General features: G+C 66.2%; 19 protein-coding genes. 13 read left to right on the top strand and 6 right to left on the bottom strand.

All coding sequences use genetic code 11. From position 1 onward, the window contains the following. Positions 1–13 precede the first annotated feature (13 nt). Complete coding sequence (locus MRBLMA1_RS16485) at positions 14–2689, bottom strand: M1 family metallopeptidase (RefSeq protein WP_363738138.1); 2676 nt, start codon at positions 2687–2689, stop codon at positions 14–16. Between the two features lie 207 nt (positions 2690–2896). After that, the gene (queF, locus tag MRBLMA1_RS16480; RefSeq protein ID WP_363738136.1) at positions 2897–3355 is read right to left on the bottom strand and encodes a preQ(1) synthase; all 459 of its coding nucleotides are present in this window, start codon (positions 3353–3355) and stop codon (positions 2897–2899) included. Positions 3356–3456: 101 nt separating this feature from the next. On the opposite strand from queF, the gene MRBLMA1_RS16475 reads away from it, so the two are divergent. The 13 genes from MRBLMA1_RS16475 (at position 3457) to MRBLMA1_RS16415 (ending at position 14626) form a co-directional block, all read left to right on the top strand. Next, on the top strand, positions 3457–4740 hold the full coding sequence (locus MRBLMA1_RS16475; protein ID WP_363738135.1) for a hypothetical protein: 1284 nt from the start codon (positions 3457–3459) through the stop codon (positions 4738–4740). Positions 4741–4883: 143 nt separating this feature from the next. After that, positions 4884–5732: a 3-mercaptopyruvate sulfurtransferase gene (gene sseA, locus MRBLMA1_RS16470; RefSeq protein WP_363738134.1), complete on the top strand. Its 849-nt coding sequence runs from the start codon at positions 4884–4886 to the stop codon at positions 5730–5732. Further along, positions 5729–6952, top strand: a complete 1224-nt coding sequence (gene metC / locus MRBLMA1_RS16465; RefSeq protein ID WP_363738245.1) for a cystathionine beta-lyase — start codon at positions 5729–5731, stop codon at positions 6950–6952. Before sseA ends, metC begins: the two co-directional genes overlap by 4 nt. Further along, complete coding sequence (locus MRBLMA1_RS16460) at positions 6949–8208, top strand: mechanosensitive ion channel family protein (protein WP_363738132.1); 1260 nt, start codon at positions 6949–6951, stop codon at positions 8206–8208. The genes metC and MRBLMA1_RS16460 overlap by 4 nt, the downstream gene beginning before the upstream one ends. 252 nt (positions 8209–8460) lie before the next feature. Beyond that, positions 8461–9219 carry a TorF family putative porin gene (locus MRBLMA1_RS16455; protein WP_363738130.1) on the top strand — a complete coding sequence of 253 codons (759 nt, stop codon included), beginning with the start codon at positions 8461–8463 and terminating at the stop codon, positions 9217–9219. A gap of 99 nt (positions 9220–9318) precedes the next feature. After that, complete coding sequence (locus tag MRBLMA1_RS16450) at positions 9319–9828, top strand: beta-carotene hydroxylase (RefSeq protein ID WP_363738128.1); 510 nt, start codon at positions 9319–9321, stop codon at positions 9826–9828. Positions 9829–9920: 92 nt separating this feature from the next. Beyond that, complete coding sequence (locus MRBLMA1_RS16445; protein WP_133653902.1) at positions 9921–10592, top strand: queuosine precursor transporter; 672 nt, start codon at positions 9921–9923, stop codon at positions 10590–10592. Positions 10593–10617: 25 nt separating this feature from the next. After that, positions 10618–11535 (top strand): acetylglutamate kinase, encoded by a 918-nt coding sequence (gene argB, locus MRBLMA1_RS16440; protein WP_363738126.1) that lies wholly within the window; start codon positions 10618–10620, stop codon positions 11533–11535. A 241-nt stretch (positions 11536–11776) separates the two neighbouring features. Beyond that, positions 11777–12067, top strand: a complete 291-nt coding sequence (locus MRBLMA1_RS16435; protein ID WP_007688568.1) for a YggT family protein — start codon at positions 11777–11779, stop codon at positions 12065–12067. Beyond that, a complete protein-coding gene (locus MRBLMA1_RS16430; protein ID WP_363738123.1) occupies positions 12064–12399 on the top strand; it encodes a DUF167 family protein in 336 nt (111 codons plus the stop codon). The genes MRBLMA1_RS16435 and MRBLMA1_RS16430 overlap by 4 nt, the downstream gene beginning before the upstream one ends. A 48-nt stretch (positions 12400–12447) precedes the next feature. Then, a complete protein-coding gene (gene folD, locus MRBLMA1_RS16425; protein WP_133653905.1) occupies positions 12448–13341 on the top strand; it encodes a bifunctional methylenetetrahydrofolate dehydrogenase/methenyltetrahydrofolate cyclohydrolase FolD in 894 nt (297 codons plus the stop codon). Continuing rightward, positions 13338–14012 carry a YybH family protein gene (locus MRBLMA1_RS16420; protein ID WP_363738121.1) on the top strand — a complete coding sequence of 225 codons (675 nt, stop codon included), beginning with the start codon at positions 13338–13340 and terminating at the stop codon, positions 14010–14012. Before folD ends, MRBLMA1_RS16420 begins: the two co-directional genes overlap by 4 nt. Continuing rightward, positions 14009–14626, top strand: a complete 618-nt coding sequence (locus MRBLMA1_RS16415; protein ID WP_363738120.1) for a MarC family protein — start codon at positions 14009–14011, stop codon at positions 14624–14626. Before MRBLMA1_RS16420 ends, MRBLMA1_RS16415 begins: the two co-directional genes overlap by 4 nt. 87 nt (positions 14627–14713) lie before the next feature. On the opposite strand, the gene MRBLMA1_RS16410 is transcribed toward MRBLMA1_RS16415, so the two are convergent. Genes MRBLMA1_RS16410 through MRBLMA1_RS16395 form a run of 4 tightly spaced genes read right to left on the bottom strand, consistent with a single transcriptional unit; the run spans position 14714 to position 18063 of the window. Then, positions 14714–15595 (bottom strand): class I SAM-dependent methyltransferase, encoded by an 882-nt coding sequence (locus MRBLMA1_RS16410; protein WP_363738118.1) that lies wholly within the window; start codon positions 15593–15595, stop codon positions 14714–14716. 1 nt (position 15596) lies between these two features. Next, positions 15597–16997: a threonine synthase gene (gene thrC, locus MRBLMA1_RS16405; protein ID WP_133653909.1), complete on the bottom strand. Its 1401-nt coding sequence runs from the start codon at positions 16995–16997 to the stop codon at positions 15597–15599. Positions 16998–17041: 44 nt separating this feature from the next. Further along, positions 17042–17668 carry an SURF1 family protein gene (locus MRBLMA1_RS16400; RefSeq protein WP_133653910.1) on the bottom strand — a complete coding sequence of 209 codons (627 nt, stop codon included), beginning with the start codon at positions 17666–17668 and terminating at the stop codon, positions 17042–17044. Next, positions 17665–18063 (bottom strand): DUF983 domain-containing protein, encoded by a 399-nt coding sequence (locus MRBLMA1_RS16395; protein WP_363738117.1) that lies wholly within the window; start codon positions 18061–18063, stop codon positions 17665–17667. The genes MRBLMA1_RS16400 and MRBLMA1_RS16395 overlap by 4 nt, the downstream gene beginning before the upstream one ends. Positions 18064–18072: the final 9 nt, after the last annotated feature.

Here is an 18072-nt window from a genome sequence, read left to right as displayed (position 1 = left end):
GGACCATCGGCGCCTATTTCTTCGCGAACCATCCGATCAGCGCGGGCTTCAGCCGTGCCCGGGTCTCGATCCGTGTCTTGATCGCGGCGATGGAGCGATCCACCACCTTGCGCGATTCCGGCGTCAGATATTGGGTGGCATAGGCGTCCAGCTTCGTCACCATCGCCGGATCGGCGGAATTGCCGCCAAGCCGCGCAATCGCCTGGCTGCGCGCCGACACGTCGATCATCGCCTCATATTGCTCGCGATGCGCCAGCACATAGTCGACGGCCAGCATCGGATGCTCGCCGCCCACGGCGGATATGATGGCCGCGCTGGTCGTCTTGCCCGGCTCGTCGGTCATCGCCAGGTCGAGCGCCCTGGCGGCCAGCTTCTCATCCTTGGCCGCGCCCAGCAGGGCGAAGGTGGTGCTCTTTTCGAGGTCCGACTTGGCGCCGTTGGCCATGGCGCGCAGCTTGTCCCAGGTCGCGGCATCGGCATTTTCCGCGATGATGCGGAGCCAGACATTGCGAAGCGGACCATCAAGCGCGGACGGATTGGTCGCCAGCGCGGCGAAACGTTTGTTCGCTTCCGCGACGACCGCCTTGTCGCCCATGCCGCCCAGCGTCGACACCAGGGCCGAGCGCAACACCGGCACCTGGGGATTCTCGCCCGGCTTGGCATCGAATCCGACGCTTGCCAGCACGGGGCTCAGCTTCTTCGACGCATAGGCCGCGACCCGCGCCTGGCTCGCCTTGTCGCTCTCCAGCATGGTGTGGGCACTGTCGAGATAGCCCGGCACCTCCGCCAGCACGGCGGGGCTGGCGGTCGCGGGCACGGCATCGATCAGGTCGAGGGCCAGTCCCATGGGCTGATAGCCGCCGAGGCCCAGCTGGAAATTGTCCGCCATCAGGCCGATCTGGTCCATGGACGTCAATTTGGTGAAGTCCCTGACCAGGGATCTGAGATTCGCTTCCGGATAGAGCGAGCGGTAATAGCCCGTCTGCCCGGCGTTGATCAGATAGGCGCCACAACCCGGCAGCGTCACCTGCGCCGATCCGTTCAGGATCAGCCGCTGCTGCGTCCCGCCGCCCCCTTGGCCGATCGCCTGCGCCATCACCGGCACATTCCATTTGAGCGGCGCCTTGTCCTTCCGGTCACGGCTGAATTCGCCCTGCGACAGTGACAGGATGGTCGATCCGCCCTGACATTGCGCGCTGTCCACCTTGACCAGCGGGATGCCCGGCTGGCTGGTGAAATCATGTGCGATGCCGACCACGCCCTTGGCGCCCGCGCCCTCGACCGCCTTCCACAGGTCGTCGGTCACGGTGTTCCCATAGGCGTGCTGCTTCATATAGGCGCGGATGCCCGAACGCCACGCATCCTCCCCCGCAAAGCCCTCGAGCATGGTGATGACGGCCTCGCCCTTTTCATAGGTGATGTCGTCAAAGGCCTGGTTCACCTCATCGACGGTGTGGATCTTCTGGAGGATCGGGTGGGTCGTCACCAGCGAATCCAGGCTCATCGCCCGCTCGCGGCCATTGACGCGGGACAGCAGCATTTCCCATTCGGGGTTCAGCTTGTCGGTGACCTTGGTCGCCATCCAGCTTGCGAAACCTTCGTTCAGCCAGAGATCGTCCCACCACGCCATGGTGACCAGATCGCCGAACCACTGGTGCGCCATTTCATGCGCGACGATCGAATAGATGGTCCGACGCGTGCTTTCCGACGTGAAGCGCGGATCGACCAGCAAGGCCCGCTCGAAGGTGAAGATCGCGCCCCAATTCTCCATGGCGGAGAAGAACTGGCTCTGCCCCGGCCCCGCGACATTGTCCAGCTTGGGCAAGGGGAAGGGCACGCCGAAATAGTCGTTATAATAAGGCAGGATCGCCGCCGACGCATCGAGCGCGAGTTGCGCCTTGCCGGTGTTGCCCTTGCCGGTGATCACGCCGACTTCGGTTGCGCCGGCCATTTTCGTTGCGCGTTCCAGTTCGCCCAGGCCGAAGAAGAGGAGGTAGGATGACATTTTCGGGCTGGTGCCAAAGGTCACCAGCTTCCTGCCCGACCCGGCATCGGCGCTGCTCTTGACCGGCATGTTGCTGACGGCAAGCTGATCGGCGGGGACGACGGCGCTCAGGTCGAAGGTCGCCTTGTAGCTCGGCTCATCGAAGCTCGGCACGAAGCGGCGGGCGTCGGGCGCCTCGAACTGGGTGAAGAGGGCGCGCTTCGCCTTGCCGGCATTGTCGGTATAATCGAGCGCGAACAGGCCGTTCGCCTGCTGGTTGATGACACCTGCATAGCCGATGTCGAGCTTGTAGCTGCCCGGCTGGAGCGGCTTGCCGAAATCGAAGGTGACGGTTTGCGCGGCGGCGTCGATCCGGGCGGTCCCCTTTGCGGCCTTACCCTTTGCCGCCTTGTCGTTTACCGGGGTCAGCGTCACCGAACTTATCGTCAGGTCCGCCGCGTTCAGCACCAGGGCAGGCATCGCCTGAGTCACGGTGACATCGATGGTGGTCCTGCCCGTGAACTTCAGATTGGCCGCATCGGGAGTCACCTCAATCGCATAATGGCTGGGCGCGGCGCCGCGCGGCAGTTGCGTGGTCACACCCGCGGCGGGGCCGGACGGGGCCACCGGCTGCGCCCATGCCGGGACAGCCATGGCCAGCGGCGCGGCCGCCAGCATCAGCGGAAGGATTTTCGAAAAGGACATGAGGTTCGCAACTCCGACAGGTTGGAACGGCGCGGCGAAAGTCGCGCGCCAGGATGTCAGGGGGATCGTCCGTTTCACCTCGTCGGTCAAGCCGGGCGCCCCGCCGCACATGTCGTTGATCGAAACTTGTTGTTCGTTTGTCAAACAAAAGCGGAGGTGAAGCTTCCTGCCGCCGCGCCGGCAGGAACGCCATTCCCTCCGGGCGCGTTAACCCCGCCCGCGATAACCCGGCACGTCCTGCGGGGGGAGCCACAGCCCCGCCGGCGGCTCGCCTGATTGCCAGAACACGTCGATGGGAATGCCCCCGCGCGGATACCAATAGCCGCCGATGCGCAGCCATATCGGGTTCATCTCCGCGAACAGCCTTTCGCCGATCCCGACCGTGCAATCCTCATGGAAGGCGGCATGGTTGCGAAAGGCGCTGAGGAACAGCTTCAGCGATTTGGATTCGACGATGGTCGCCGCGGGCGCATAGTCGATCACCAGATGCGCGAAATCGGGTTGCCCCGTCACCGGACAGAGGGACGTGAATTCCGGCGCGGCGAAGCGCACCAGATAGGGTTTCCCCGGACGCGGATTGGGCACATAATCCAGCACGGCCTCTTCGGGACGTGCGGGCAGGGCACTGGTTCGGCCCAGATGAAGTGGAGTCGGCATGTCAGTCATGGCAGGCCATCTACGCCATTGCACGGCAGATGTCATCGTCACGCCTCTCTTGCCTTTCGTTCATGGCGGGTTCACCTGGGCAAATGCCTTGGCTGCCACCCATGGGGTTCCGTTTTTCGCTTCTGCTCGCCGCGCCGCTGCTGCTGGCCGCGCCTGCCTTCGCCCAGCAGGAAAATAGCAGCGATCCGGTCTTCAACCTGCCGCGCACCGCACCGCCGCCGCAGGCCAATCCCAAAGCGCAGGGGCCGGAACTGAACGTGTTCCGCGGCGCGCCCACATCCGTGACGCCGCCGCCGGTCGTGACGCCAACGATCCAGCTTCCGCCCATCGCTGTCCCGGCACCATCTCAACCCCAGACACAGACACAACCGCAGCCGCAAAGCCAGCCCAACCAGCGTCCCGCCGGGGCAGCGCGCACGCCGCAACCCGCGCCGCAAAGGGAGGCACCGGCCGAAGGCCCAGCCCGCAGCGAAGCACCTCCCCCATCATCGCTGGCCCCATCATCGCCGGTCGAAAATCAAGGCCCTCCCCCCGCCGCCAATGACGCGGCGCCCAGCCCGCAGCCTGCCCAGCCCGCCGTCGTGGAGCAGCCCGCGCCCGCATGGCCGTGGATCACCGCAGCAGCGGGGGCCGCCATCCTGCTGACCGGGGCCTTTTTCTGGCTGCGCCGCCGCAAGGAAGACGCGGTGGAGGACCAGCCCCACGAAGCCGAAGCGGCACCGCCGCCCATGCCGGCTCCACCCCAGCCCCAGCCCCAGCCCCAGCCCCAGCCCCAGCCCCAGCCCCAGCCCCAGCCCAGGGCGGTACCTGCCTCGCCCAAACCAGCAACCGCGCAGGCTACCGCACCGGCAACCAGCGACCGGCCATGGATCGAACTTGCCATGGAAGTGCAGGCCGCCCGCCTGACATTATTGGGCGCGACCATCGGCTATCGGCTGATGCTCCACAATCGCGGCAACCGTGCGGCGGAGGATATTCTGGTCCGCAGCCTGATCACCAATGCCGATCCACAGCAGCAGCAGGCGCTTTTCCAGCCCTTCTTCGCAGGTGAAACCGGCCTTCCGGTTCATTCGGTCGTGTCGATCGCGCCGGGCGAGACGCAGGCGCTCATCGGGGAAATGCGGCTTGACGCGCAGGCGATCGCCGCGATCCCCATGGGCGAGCGGGCGCTGCTGATCCCCTTGATCGCCTTCGACGCGCATTATCGCTGGACGGGCGCCAGTACGAGTGACAGTGAAGGCGCCGGACGCACCGGGCGCGTCTTCATCATCGGGGAGGAACGATCGCCGCCGGTCGAACGCCTATCCCCCTTCCGGCTGGATCTTGGCCCGCGCCAATATCCTGCCCCCGGCAGCCGCGCGACCGCGCTCAGCCTCTCCAGTTAAGGTGAACGGCCCTTCCCACCTCCGCTGAAGCCGTCATATCGTCAAAAGCGGAAAACCGGTTCCCACTTCTCCCCGCGATGCTCTAGAACAGGTCTGCGCCACCCATCGCAGGTGGCCGAACGAGCGAGGGAGCAAGGGCGCGCATGGACATATTGGTGACGACCGACTGGCTTGAGGGGGAATTGGGCAAGCCCGACCTCCGGATCGTCGACGCCAGCCTGTTCCTGCCCGGTGTGCCCCGCAATCCCCAGGCCGAGTTCGAGGCCGCCCATATCCCCGGCGCCGTCTTCCTCGACCTTCCCAGCCTGGCCGACCCCGACGATCCGCGCCCCGGCATGCTGCCGACCGATGATTTCATGACCGAGCGTTGCCGGCGCCTTGGCATCGACGCGGACAGCCGCATCATCGTCTATGACAACAGCCCGACCCACAGCGCGGCGCGCGGCTGGTGGATGATGCGCCTCTATGGCGTGGGCAAGGGCGCGGCGATCCTCGACGGCGGCCTTTCGAAATGGCTGGCGGAGGGGCGGCCGACGGAAAGCGGCATGCCCGAAACGGCGCCCGGCAATGCCATCGCAAGGCGCGACGCAGGCCAGGTCCGCACCAAGGAGGATATTCTCGCCAATCTCGAAAGCGGGTCGGAACAGGTGCTGGATGCACGGGGCGCCGCGCGCTTCACGGGCGAGGAACGGGAACCCCGCCCCGGCATGGCGTCGGGCCATATTCCGGGCAGCCGCAACATCCCCTCCTCCGCCTTCTACCATGCCGACAACAGCATGAAGCAGGGCGAGGAACTGCGCCGCCTGTTTGTCGACGCCGGGACGGATTTCGACCGCCCGATCATCACCAGCTGCGGCAGCGGCGTGACGGCCGCGATCCTGCTCGCGGGCCTGGAACTGCTCGGCAAGACCGACGTCACCCTCTATGATGGAAGCTGGTCCGAATGGGGGCTGGACCCAGCCACGCCGAAAGCGACCGGTCCCGCCGCATGACCCGGAAGTCGGGCAAGAGCGGGGACCGCAAGCCCCTGACCCAAATCGCCCAGGCGGGCCGCAAGCCCGAATGGACCGGCATGCCCGGCCAGCCCGGAGGCATCGTCAACCCGCCGGTCTGGCGCGCCTCGACCATTCTTTACGACGATGTCGCGCATCTGCGCGGCGCGGCAGGGCGCAGCACGCATGAACGGCTGTTCTACGGCCGCAAGGGCACGCCCACGGCATGGAGCCTGGCCGACGCCCTCACCGAAATGGAGCCGGGCGCCGAAGGCACCATGCTCTATCCGTCAGGAGTCGCGGCCATCGCCTGCGCGCTGATGGCGGTGCTGAAACCCGGCGACCAGCTTCTGATGGTCGACAGCGCCTATGACCCGACGCGCAATTTCTGCGAGCAGATGCTCCGTCCACTGGGCGTGGAGACGGTCTATTACGATCCGACCGTGGGCGCGGGGATCGCGGCGCTCATCACCGACGCCACCCGCGCCATCTTCATGGAAAGCCCCGGCAGCCTGACCTTCGAGGTGCAGGACGTGCCCGCCATCACCGCCATTGCGCGGGACAGGGGCATAACGACGCTGATCGACAACACATGGGCCACCCCCTATTTCTTCCCGGCGCTCGGCCATGGCGTCGACATCAGCATTCTCGCCTGCACCAAATATATCGTCGGCCATAGCGACGTGATGATGGGGTCGGTCACGGCCACTCCCGCCTTCTTTCCCAGGATCCGCCAGACCGCCTATCTTTTCGGGCAGATGACCAGCCCCGACGATGCCTGGCTCGCGGCGCGCGGTCTGCGGACATTGGGCGTCCGGCTCAACCAGCATCAGGCGAGCGCGCTGCGCATCGCGCAATGGCTGTCGCAGCAGCCCGACGTCGCCCGCGTCCTCCACCCGGCCCTGCCCTCCTGTCCCGGCCATGCGCTTTGGGATCGCGATTTCACCGGTTCAAGCGGCCTGTTCAGCTTCGTCCTCAAGGGCGGCGATGAAGCGGCCCGTGCCGCCCTGATCGACGGCCTCGCGCATTTTGGCATCGGCTATAGCTGGGGCGGCTTCGAAAGCCTCGCGCTTCCGGTCGATCCCGCCCGCTACCGCACGGCCACCGCCTGGCAGGCGGAGGGGCCGGTCGTCCGCCTCCAGATCGGGCTGGAGGACGCCGACGACCTCATCGCCGATCTCGACGCGGGCCTTGCCCGCTTCCGGGCCGCGCGCGGATGACGCCGGGCTTGCCCGAACTTCTGCCGCTGTTGCCGGGCGATCCGGCCATCGTCCATCCCTTGGTCGCGCTGGCGCTGGCCATCGCCATCCATTTGATTGCCGGCGCGATCGCCCGCATCGCCGCGCCGCGCCTGCGCCGCCGATTCCGCGGCCTGGGGGAGGCGCTGGCGGGGCATTTGCGCCCGATCCTGCGCCACGGCATCGCCGCAGCCGTCACGGCGCTGGCGGTCGCCTTCTGGCCGGTCGGGGATCTGGCGCATCTGGTGCTGAGCGCCGCGCTCGCCCTGTCGCTTTCGCTGCTCGCCGTGCATGTCCTGCGCAGCCTCGCCATTCCGCGCCTTGCCGTGCTGCCGATCGCCTTGCTGCTGTTCGTCATGGTTCTTTCCGGCAGCAGCGGTGGCTTCGCTCCCGTGGCGGACATGCTCGACGGCGTCGGCCTGGACCTTGGCAAGCGGCGCGTCACCTTGTTGGGGCTGGTCAGCATGGCTGCGATCTGCGTCGCGCTGTTCGCCCTGGTGCGCCTTGCCAACCGCATCATCGGGCGCAGCATCACGCACGCCCATGGCCTGGACGCCACGCAGAAGCTGCTGGCGCAGAAGCTGGCCGCCATCGTCGTGGTGGTCGCGGCCTTCTTCATCGGCGTGGACCTGCTCGGCGTCGACCTCACCGCCTTCACCGTCTTCTCCGGCGCGCTGGGCCTCGCCGTCGGCTTCGGCCTGCAAAAGACCTTCGGCAATCTGATCGCCGGCATCATCCTGCTGATGGACCGGTCGATCAAGCCGGGCGACGTCATCGTCGTCGGCGACAGCTTCGGCTGGGTGAACAAGATCGGCGTGCGCGCCGTCAGCGTCATCACCCGCGACGGCAAGGAACATCTGATCCCGAACGAGAATCTGATGACGCAGGAGGTGGAGAACTGGTCCTATTCCGACCGCAATGTCCGCGTCCGCATTCCCGTCGGCATCGGTTATGACAGCGACCTCCAGCTCGCGCAGGAACTGATGCTGCGCGCCGCGCAGGAAAGTCCCCGCGTGCTTCGCAATCCCAAACCCAATGTCTGGCTCACCGCCTTTGGCGAAAACCGCGTTGAACATGACATATTGGTGTGGATCAGCGACCCGGAAAGCGGCATCGGCAGTGTGAAATCGGATGTGCTCGGCCGGCTGTGGCGGCTGTTCCGCGACCATGGCATCACCATCCCCTATCCGCAGCGCGTCATTCATGCACCGCGCGACGCGGCACCGCCCCTGCCGTAGCGCAACGATCCCCAATTGCGGCAAAAAGCGCGCGCGACGCCGCGCCGTGCCACAATCATGCCTAAATTTGTTGCAGACCAGCAACATTACAGACGCAAACGTCATCGTTCCGCAATAAAATCTTGTGCGCTGCAACGGCGGCGGGCATCTCCTCCTTCGTTGAGGCAACCCGGTCCATCCCGCACAGGGCAATAGAGATCCGGGACCATGACGCAGGTGGGACCATCGCAGATACCATCAAGGGGACATCATATGCGTAAGTCCATACTCGGCCTCTCGGCCCTTGCCCTTGCCGCCATGTCGGCACCCGCTTTCGCTCAGGACGAGCCCACGCCCGATCTCACCGTGACCGGCACGGCCGCCGTGGTGACCGACTATCGCTTCCGCGGCATCTCGCAGACCGACAAGCGTTTCGCGCTGCAGGGCAGCATCACCCTGACGCACAGCTCGGGCTTCTACGTCTCGACCTGGGGCAGCTCGATCGATGATTATGTCGCCAATGGCAGCGACCAGGAACTCGACCTGATCGCCGGCTATTCCAAGACCGTCGGCGCGGCGACCTTCGACGTCGGCGTTCTCTATTACTACTATCCCGGTTCGGCCGGCGCGAACACCGATTTCGTCGAGCCCTATGCCTCCATCAAGGGCACGTTCGGCCCGGCGACCGCCAAGGTGACCGCCAATTATGCGCCCAAGCAGAAGGCGCTCACCGTCGACGGCATTCACAAGGAAGACAATCTGTACCTCGCCGGTGACCTCTCGGCCAGCATCCCGAACACCCCGCTGGGCGTGACGGCGCATCTGGCCCACAGCTTCGGGCCCAGCTATCTGGTCCCGGTCGGCAAGGGCTACACCGACTGGAGCGTCGGCGCGACCTATACGTGGAGCCATCTGACCTTCGGCGTCAGCTATGTCGACACGGACACCCATTTCCGTCCCAAGGCTGCTGCGGGCAACTTCCGCGATGCGGCCAGGGGCGCAGTGGTCGGTTCGGTCACCGCATCCTTCTGATCGCCTGAAAAGGGATGAAGAGGCCGCGCTCCCCGTGGGCGCGGCCTTTTTTGCGCTTTGCGGCTCGCCTGGGCGCGGGCCGCACCCTATAAAGGGCGCATGACCGCCTTCTCGCTGATCCTCCTCTTCCTCGTGACCGTCGCCGCGATGGAGGGCTTCGCCTATGTCATGCACCGTTGGGTCATGCACGGGCCGGGCTGGTTCCTGCACGCCAGCCACCATCGGGAACGCCCCGGCCGCTGGGAAGCGAACGACCTCTATTTCGTGATCTTCGCCATGCCCTCCATCCTGCTGCTGCTGGGGGGCGTGCAATGGCATTGGGGCGATTGGGCGACGGCGACCGGCGCCGGCATCGCGGCCTATGGCGCCATCTATCTGGGTTTCCACGACATCATCGTCCATCGCCGCGTCCGCCATCGCCATGTGCCGCGCTCCGCCTATATGAAGCGCATCGTCCAGGCCCATCGCCTGCATCATGCGGTCGAGACGAAGCAGGGCTGCGTCAGCTTCGGCTTTCTCGTGGCGCCCAGTCCGGATGCGCTGAAACGCGCCCTCGCCCGCAACGGCAAGGCCGGACTGCGCGCCGCCAAGGGCGTTCTGGAGGGCTGAAGCCCATGCGTGCGGCGCTGGACAGCCCTTCGCCGAAGCCGCGCCTCCTCTAACCGCTTTCCACTCCGCCCAAAGCCCGGTAAGTGCCGGCAATGGCTTCGCATCCCGCACCGATCGCGCGTTCGCTCTTCGTATTTTCGATCTTCTACGGCGGCATGGTCTGCATTGCCGGCGTGCTCGGCAACAAGCAGGTGACGCTGGGGCCCCTGTCGGCCATCGGTCCCTGGTTCGGCCTCGGCCCGCTGGCGGTGGAGGCGGGCATCTTCGCCTTCCTGCTGCTGGTGACGATTTCCAGCGCGGTGGCGGAACTGCACGGCCCGGCCGTCGCCAACCGGCTGGTGCGGATCGGCTTCCTGCCGCTGATCGCATCCATATTGCTTTCCATCGCCGTGCTGTCCGTACCCGCCGCGAGCGACATGGACCCGGCGCGGCGCGATGCCTTTGCGCTGATGATGGGCGGCACGCCCCGGATCTGGCTCGGCGGGATCATCGCCTATGGCATTTCCCAGACCTTGAACGTCACCCTCTTCGCCGCACTCAAGGGGCGCGAGGGCAGCCGCCTGCTCTGGCTGCGCGCCGCGGTGGCGAGCATATTGTCGCAGATCGCGGACACGCTGCTCTTCGTCTCCATCGCCTTTTACGGGGTGTTCCCGATCGGAGAGCTGCTGCTGGGGCAGATGCTGGCGAAGGTCACGCTGTCGGCGCTGCTGGTGCCGCCCGTCCTCTATGCGCTGGTCGCGCTGGGGCGCCGCCTGGACCGTTAGCTTGCGGCGACGCGCATAGTGCCCTATGCGCCCGCGCATGAACAGCAAGCACGCCCCCGATCCGGCGCTCCTCGCCAAGGCCGAAACGCTCGTCGAGGCGCTTCCCTATATGCAGCGCTATGCGGGCAAGACCTTCGTCGTCAAATATGGCGGCCATGCCATGGGCGATCCCGAGGCGGCGCGCGATTTCGCCGAGGACGTCGTGCTGATGAAGGCGGTCGGCATCAATGTCGTCGTCGTCCACGGCGGCGGTCCGCAGATCGGCGCGATGCTGAAGAAGCTGGGCGTCGAGTCGCAGTTCGTCGGCGGCCTGCGCGTCACCGACAAGGAAACCGCGCAGATCGCGGAAATGGTGCTGGCCGGATCGATCAACAAGGAAATCGTCGGCTGGATATCCGGCGCGGGCGGCCGGGCCGTCGGCATTTCGGGCAAGGATGGCGGGCTGGTCCTGTGCGAAAAGGTGCTGGGCAAGCGTGAGGCGGACCCCAATTCCGGCATAGAGCGCAATGTCGACCTGGGCTTTGTCGGCGATCCGGTGAGGGTCGACCGCAGCATCCTGGACACGCTGACCCAGAATGGCATCATTCCGGTGGTCGCGCCCGTGGGCATCGGCGCGGATGGGCACACCTACAATGTCAATGCCGACACCATGGCGGGCGCCATCGCCGCGGAATTGCAGGCAGCCCGCTTCTTCCTCCTCACCGACGTCGCCGGCGTTCTGGACAAGCAGGGCCAGTTGCTGACCGACCTGGACCCGCATGCGATCAGGGGGCTGGAAGAGGACGGCACCATCAGCGGCGGCATGATCCCCAAGCTGGAAACCTGCGTCCGGGCGGTCGAAGGCGGGGTGGACGCCGCCGTCATCCTGGACGGACGGGTGCCGCACGCAATGCTGCTGGAAATCTTCACCGATCGCGGTGCGGGTACGTTAGTCCGCCGGTGAACCGGGCCCCTTCGGGCTTGAAGCAAAGCGCATGGGCGGCCCGCCAGCGTGCCGCATGGCAGGCGGCGGTCGGGGGCGCCGTGCGCGGCGTCGCGAAAATCCATGGGGCGCGGTGCGGCAACGGGCCTGATGAAGTCCGCACCCAGGCTATCTTATGGGTTTTCCGCAATTTCCGGGCGTTCAGATGTTCCATCTGACTTGAAATCGCTTTAGAGCGATTGGCCATCAATTCGGAGATCGCATGGCCTACGCCCTCTATCAGATCATCGTCATCCTGCTCGATGTGCTGTGGTGGATCATCATCATCCAGGCCATCATGAGCTGGCTGATCGCCTTCAATGTCGTCAATCTTTCCAATGATTTCGTGCGCACGGTGATGGTCGCGCTGGATCGGATGACGGCGCCGATATACAATCCGATCCGCCGGGTGTTGCCGGACCTGGGGGCGCTCGACCTCTCGCCCATGGTCGTGCTGCTGGGCATTCTGATCATCCGCCAGGCCATATTGCCGCCGCTGTTCGGCCTGGTGTGACGGTCTGGCACCGGGACGGCGACGATCTCATCCTCTCGGTCCGGTTGACGCCGGGCGCGACGCGGGAAGAGATTGGCGGCGTCTGGACGGACGACAAGGGCGCAACCTGGCTGCGTGCACGCGTACGCGCCGTGCCGGAAAAGGGAAAGGCCAATGCGGCGCTGGTCGCATTGCTGGCGAAGCGGCTGGAGTGGCCACGCAGCGCGATTTCACTGGAATCGGGTGACACCAACCGGCTAAAGCGGCTGCGGATCAAGGGGGGCGGTGAGGCGTTGACGCTGAAGCATTTCCAATCGAGATGCGAGCAGCTGACATCTCAGGAAATGCGGTAGCCGCAGCGCCGGGCTTTGCGCCATCATCAAGGAACAGGTTGAAGCATCATGACCATCGGCAAGATCATTGACGGCAAGGCCTTTGCGGAGACGCTTCGTGGCAAGGTCGCGGACGGGGTCGGCGCTTTCATCGCGAAGACCGGGCGCAAGCCGGGGCTGGCGGTGGTGCTGGTGGGCGAGGATCCGGCCAGTTCCGTCTATGTCCGCAACAAGGGCAAGATGACCGTCGCCGCCGGCATGGAAAGCATGGAATTCAAGCTGCCCGCCTCCATAGGCGAGGAGGAATTGCTGGACCTGGTCGAGGAACTGAATGCCGACGACCGGGTCGACGGCATCCTCGTCCAACTGCCGCTGCCATCGCACATCAACGAGGCATCGGTGATCGGCACGATCGATCCCGCCAAGGATGTCGACGGTTTCCATGTCGTCAATTCGGGCCTGCTCGCCACCGGGCAGGAGGCGCTGGTGCCCTGCACGCCGCTGGGCTGCATCATGCTGCTCAAGGATGAACTGGGCGATCTTTCGGGTCTGGAAGCTGTCGTCGTCGGCCGATCCAACATCGTCGGCAAGCCGATGGCGCAATTGCTGCTGGCGGAAAACTGCACCGTCACCATCGCGCACAGCCGTACGCGGGACATCGCCTCCGTCGTGCATCGCGCCGACATCGTGGTCGCGGCCGTGGGCCGGGCGGAAATGGTGAAGGGCGAGTGGATCAGGCCCGGCGCGACAGTAATCGACGTCGGCATCAACCGCGTCACCGATACCGAGGACGGCAAGAGCCGGATCGTCGGCGACGTCGCCACGGCCGAAGCGCTGGCCCATGTCCGCGCCATCACTCCGGTGCCGGGGGGCGTCGGCCCGATGACCATAGCCGTCCTGCTGCGCAATACGCTGGTCGCGGCCCATGCGCGAGCGGGGCTCGCAAAGCCGGAGGGGCTGTGAAGGCGCGCGCCGCGTTCCTGGCCCTGACATTGCTGGCGCTGGCGGGCGCGCGCCCGCCCATGCGCTATCAGCCTGACCCCAGTTCCGTGTTCGCGGCCGAACTCGCCTTCAACCGGCTCGCGCAGCAGAAGGGGCAATGGACCGCCTTCCGCGAAACGGCGGCGGACGAGGCGGTGATGTTCGTGCCGCAGCGGGCGTTGGCGAAGCAATGGCTGAAGGGACGCGCCGACCCGCCTGCCCCGGTAAGCTGGACCCCCTCGACCATCTATGTGTCCTGCGACGGCAATCTGGCGGCCAGCACCGGCGGCTGGAAGCGGCCGGACGGATCGGTCGGCTATTTCACCACTATCTGGCAGCGGGACAAGAAGGGCGAGTGGAAATGGATCATGGACCATGGCGACACGCTCGCCAGCGCCCGTGAAGCGCCCGAATTCCTCATCGGCAAGGTCGCGACCTGCAAGCGCGGCCGCGCCGGGGACGGCCCTCGACCCGCCGCCTCGCCGCCGGACCGCAAGGCGACAAAGGGCGAGACACCGCCAGCCCCTCGCGATGAAAGCCTGAGCTGGAACGCCGATGTCGCTGCCGACGGCAGCCGCCGCGTGACCGTACGCATGTGGAACGGGACCGACTATGACATGGTGATCGACGACAGGGTGGCCGCGACGCAATGACGGAACTGTTCATCTCCGCCTTCGTCACCCTGTTCGTCGTGATCGATCCGCCGGGCTGCGCGCCGATCTATGCCAGCCTCACCACCGGGGCGACGCAGATCCAGCGCCGCAGCATGGCGATCCGCGCCGTGGCCATCGCCGCGGGCATCCTGCTGCTGTTCGCGCTGTGGGGCAAGCAGTTGCTGGGCACCCTGGGGATCGCACTGGACAGTTTCCGCATCGCGGGCGGCATCATGCTGTTCATCATCGCCATGGACATGGTGTTCGAAAAGCGCACCCAGCGGCGAGAGGACCGGGCGCAGAAGATCGCCGAAACGCCCGAGGTCGAGGATGTGTCGGTCTTCCCCATGGCGATGCCGATGATCGCCGGGCCGGGTTCGATCGCCACGGTCATGCTGCTGATGTCGCGGGCGGAGGGCTTGAGCGAGCGGCTGGTGGTGATCGGCGCGGTGGTCGTGACGCTGGCGCTGATGCTGGGGTCGCTGCTGGCGGCGGGGCCGATCATGGCTTTGCTCGGGTCCAAGATCGAGGCGGTGATCACAAGGCTGCTGGGCGTCCTGCTGGCTGCGCTGGCCGCGCAATTCGTGATCGATGGACTGAAGGCGAGTTTCTGAGCATCGCAGGGAAAAGCGGCCATGCTTTTCCCTTTCAAACGATGCGACGCCAGAGGCCGGAGCGTCACCGCCTGGCACAAAATCGCCTCAGCGGCTCCAGCGGGCCCAGATCGCAGTAGGCAGCATCAATCCGCGCGCCTCTTCGCGCACCACCAGTTCACCTGCTTCGACGGTGCCCGGCAGATCGGCGAACGCCTGGCGCAACAATTCCCCGATCGCCAGCGCCGACATGCGGACGGCATAGACGGTCAGGAACAGGAAACGGCTGTCCGCGTCCAGCAATTGCCGGCAATGCGCGATCAGCCCCGGCAGATCCTCCTCCAGCCGCCACACTTCCCCATCGGGGCCCCGGCCATATTTGGGGGGATCGAGCAATATGCCGTCATAGCGGCGCCCGCGGCGTACCTCGCGCGCCACGAACTTTGCGGCATCGTCGACGATCCAGCGAACCGGCCGATCCTCCAGCCCGGACAACGCCGCATTGGCCCGCGCCTGCGCCACCGACTTCTTGGACGCGTCGACATGCACCATCTGCGCGCCCGCCGCCGCCATCGCCAGCGTGCCCACGCCGGTATAGCCGAACAGGTTCATCACCTGCGCCTGATCCCCTGCGCTGACCTTGTCCGCGATCCGGCCGCGCATCCATTCCCAGACCGGCGCCATATCGGGAAAGAAGCCGAGATGACGGAAGGGAGTGCAGCTCGACTGGAAGGTGACTTCGTTCCAATCCAACGGCCAGCCTTCAGCGGGCACCGGCCGTTCATAGAACCAGCGCCCGCCGCCCTCCTCGTCGGAACCGGGGACGAATTCGCCGTCGGCCTGCCAGTCATCCTGCGCCGGAGCCCACATCGCCTGCGGTTCCGGCCGGATGAAGCGGAAACGGCCATAGCGCTCCAGCTTTCGCCCGTGGCCCGAATCGATCAGGCCATAATCGGACCAGGGCTCACCGATAAGGGTCTGGAGTTTCACCTCAGCCCCTCGGCGTCGCGCGCTCCGCGACATAGGCCGTGACCGCGTCGAAGGTGCCGGGCAGCTTGGCATAGGCCTCTTCCCGTGCGAACAGGTCACCCACGCGCGAGGGCAAGGAGGGGCGAATGCCCGTGGCGCGCTCGACCGCCGTGGGGAATTTCGCCGCATGCGCCGTCGCCAGCGTGACCACAGGCACCGCCGGGTCGAGCTCGGCCGACCGCGCCGCCGCCAGGCCGACCGCGCTGTGTGGATCGATCACCTGCCCGGCCGCATCATAGGCCCAGCGCATGGCCATGGTCATGGCGTCGGCGTCGATCCGCGCGGACGTGAACAGCGCCGCCGCGCCGTCCCGCTGCGCATTTGTGAGGCGCATCGCCCTGCTCGTTTCGAAACCCCTCATCTGTTCGGCCAGCGCCTTGCCATCGCGCCCGCCCGCGTCGAACAGCAGTCGCTCGAAGTTCGAGCTGACCTGGATGTCCATGCTGGGAGTAGCCGTCGCCACCACCTGCCCCTGGCTGTAGTCGCCATCGGACAGGGCGCGGTGGAGGATGTCGTTGACATTGGTCGCCACCATCAGCTTCGCGACGGGCAATCCCATCTTCGCCGCGACATAGCCCGCGAACACGTCGCCAAAATTGCCTGTCGGGACGGAGAAGGCGACGGAACGTTCCGGCGCCCCCAGGCGGACGGCGGCGTAGAAATAATAAACGACCTGCGCCATCAACCGCGCCCAGTTGATGCTGTTCACCGCCGAAAGGTTGAAGCGGCGCGCGAAATCGGCGTCGTTGAACATCGCCTTCACCAGCGCCTGCGCATCGTCGAAGCTGCCGTCAATGGCGATGTTGTGGACATTGGGTGCCCGCACCGTCGTCATCTGCCGCCGCTGCACATCCGACACACGGCCTTCCGGGTGCAGCATGAAGATATCGATCTTGGCACGGCCGGCGACCGCATCGATCGCCGCCGACCCGGTATCGCCGGATGTCGCGCCGACGATGGTCAGATGATCGTCCCGGCGTGACAGGAAACGCTCGAACAAATGGCCGAGCAGTTGCAGGGCCACGTCCTTGAACGCCAACGTCGGCCCGTGGAACAGTTCCAGCAGCCAGTGGCGATGGTCAAGCTGCACCAGCGGCGTCACCGCATCATGGCTGAACCGGCCGTAGGCGGCGGTGCACAGTTCCCGCAATTCCTCTTCGCCGAGTGATCCGGCGACAAAAGGCGCCATGACCCGCACTGCCGTTTCCACATAGGAGAGGCCCGCCAGCGCACGTATCTGCTCAGCGGAAAAGCTGGGCCAGCTTTCCGGCACATAGAGCCCGCCATCGGACGCCAGCCCCGCCAGCGTCACATCCTCGAACCCGAGCGCGGGCGCGCTCCCTCTGGTGCTTACATAGTGCATGATGGGGTAGCGCGGTAACGCCGGACGCGCCTCCGGGCAAGCTTTTAAGGTCGCGGCTTCCGCTTGCGCAGCGCGAGGACATAGATGATCGCCGCGATCCCCGCGAAGAAGAACCACTGCACCGCATAGGCCAGGTGATTGTTCGGCACGTCAGCCACATTGGGCGGGGCCAGCGGCTTGAGGCCCGGTACCGGCTCTCCGGCGATCAGCATGGGCCGCAAGGGCATGGCCTTGCCGCCGATCCGCGACAGGAGCGAACGATGGTCGGGCTCCTCCCCGATCCAGCCACGCATCTGCCCCCCCCGCCACTGGGGTTTGGCGTCCGGCGTCCTGGCGACGCCCGCAGCGACCAGCACCCCCGGCCCCTCGATACCCGTCGCGCATTCGGCGATGTAGCGGTAGCCGACCGACCCATCGGCCGCCCGTCCGGCTTCGCTGTGCCAGCGGACGACACGCAGGCAATGGGCGGAGGAGCGTCGAAACAGAAGGTCTGCGGGCACAGGCGGATAGGCCGGAAAGGTGACGGCGGGCCGGGCCGGATTCGCCGCGACGAGGCTCAGCATCGCCTCCTTCTCCGCCCTGCGTTGAAGCTGCCAGATGCCGAGGCCGACCATCACCAGCACCGCCGCCGCCACGATCAGCGTTGGGACAAGGGGGAAGCGCCGGCTCATGGCTGGCGTTCCCCTTCGGTCAACCGCCCCTCGCGCGCCTTGTTGCGATATTCGAGGATGAGCAGCGCGCCCTTCGCCACGCGCAGGCTGCCGATCACCGCGACCACGGTCAGCGGCGTCCAGAGCAGGATATGCAGCCAGAGCGGCGGATGGACCTTCAATTCCAATATCAACGCCATCGCCACCATCAGCGCGCCGATGATCAGCGTCAGGAACGCCGCGGGCCCGTCGCCGACATTGAACTGGCCATAGTCCAGCCCGCAGTTCCTGCATGACGCGGCAAAGCCCACAGGCCCCGCGAACAGCGTCGGCGCGCCGCATTGCGGACAGGCGCCCCGGGCCGAAGCGATCAACAGCGGCTGCGGCTCAGGGGATTGTGGGTCTGGCGGGGACATGGGCTCAGG

It is taken from the genome of Sphingobium sp. LMA1-1-1.1 (assembly GCF_040676365.1).
Classification (GTDB): domain Bacteria; phylum Pseudomonadota; class Alphaproteobacteria; order Sphingomonadales; family Sphingomonadaceae; genus Sphingobium.
This window is presented reverse-complemented; position numbering and strand designations above follow the sequence as displayed.

Bases quoted from the DNA above. Each gene is read 5' to 3' on its own strand.
- MRBLMA1_RS16485 (WP_363738138.1), bottom strand. From the start codon at position 2,689: ATGTCCTTTTCGAAAATCCTTCCGCTGATGCTGGCGGCCGCGCCGCTG.
- queF (WP_363738136.1), bottom strand. From the start codon at position 3,355: ATGACTGACATGCCGACTCCACTTCATCTGGGCCGAACCAGTGCCCTG.
- MRBLMA1_RS16475 (WP_363738135.1), top strand. From the start codon at position 3,457: ATGGGGTTCCGTTTTTCGCTTCTGCTCGCCGCGCCGCTGCTGCTGGCC.
- sseA (WP_363738134.1), top strand. From the start codon at position 4,884: ATGGACATATTGGTGACGACCGACTGGCTTGAGGGGGAATTGGGCAAG.
- metC (WP_363738245.1), top strand. From the start codon at position 5,729: ATGACCCGGAAGTCGGGCAAGAGCGGGGACCGCAAGCCCCTGACCCAA.
- MRBLMA1_RS16460 (WP_363738132.1), top strand. From the start codon at position 6,949: ATGACGCCGGGCTTGCCCGAACTTCTGCCGCTGTTGCCGGGCGATCCG.
- MRBLMA1_RS16455 (WP_363738130.1), top strand. From the start codon at position 8,461: ATGCGTAAGTCCATACTCGGCCTCTCGGCCCTTGCCCTTGCCGCCATG.
- MRBLMA1_RS16450 (WP_363738128.1), top strand. From the start codon at position 9,319: ATGACCGCCTTCTCGCTGATCCTCCTCTTCCTCGTGACCGTCGCCGCG.
- MRBLMA1_RS16445 (WP_133653902.1), top strand. From the start codon at position 9,921: ATGGCTTCGCATCCCGCACCGATCGCGCGTTCGCTCTTCGTATTTTCG.
- argB (WP_363738126.1), top strand. From the start codon at position 10,618: ATGCGCCCGCGCATGAACAGCAAGCACGCCCCCGATCCGGCGCTCCTC.
- MRBLMA1_RS16435 (WP_007688568.1), top strand. From the start codon at position 11,777: ATGGCCTACGCCCTCTATCAGATCATCGTCATCCTGCTCGATGTGCTG.
- folD (WP_133653905.1), top strand. From the start codon at position 12,448: ATGACCATCGGCAAGATCATTGACGGCAAGGCCTTTGCGGAGACGCTT.
- MRBLMA1_RS16415 (WP_363738120.1), top strand. From the start codon at position 14,009: ATGACGGAACTGTTCATCTCCGCCTTCGTCACCCTGTTCGTCGTGATC.
- thrC (WP_133653909.1), bottom strand. From the start codon at position 16,997: ATGCACTATGTAAGCACCAGAGGGAGCGCGCCCGCGCTCGGGTTCGAG.
- MRBLMA1_RS16400 (WP_133653910.1), bottom strand. From the start codon at position 17,668: ATGAGCCGGCGCTTCCCCCTTGTCCCAACGCTGATCGTGGCGGCGGCG.
- MRBLMA1_RS16395 (WP_363738117.1), bottom strand. From the start codon at position 18,063: ATGTCCCCGCCAGACCCACAATCCCCTGAGCCGCAGCCGCTGTTGATC.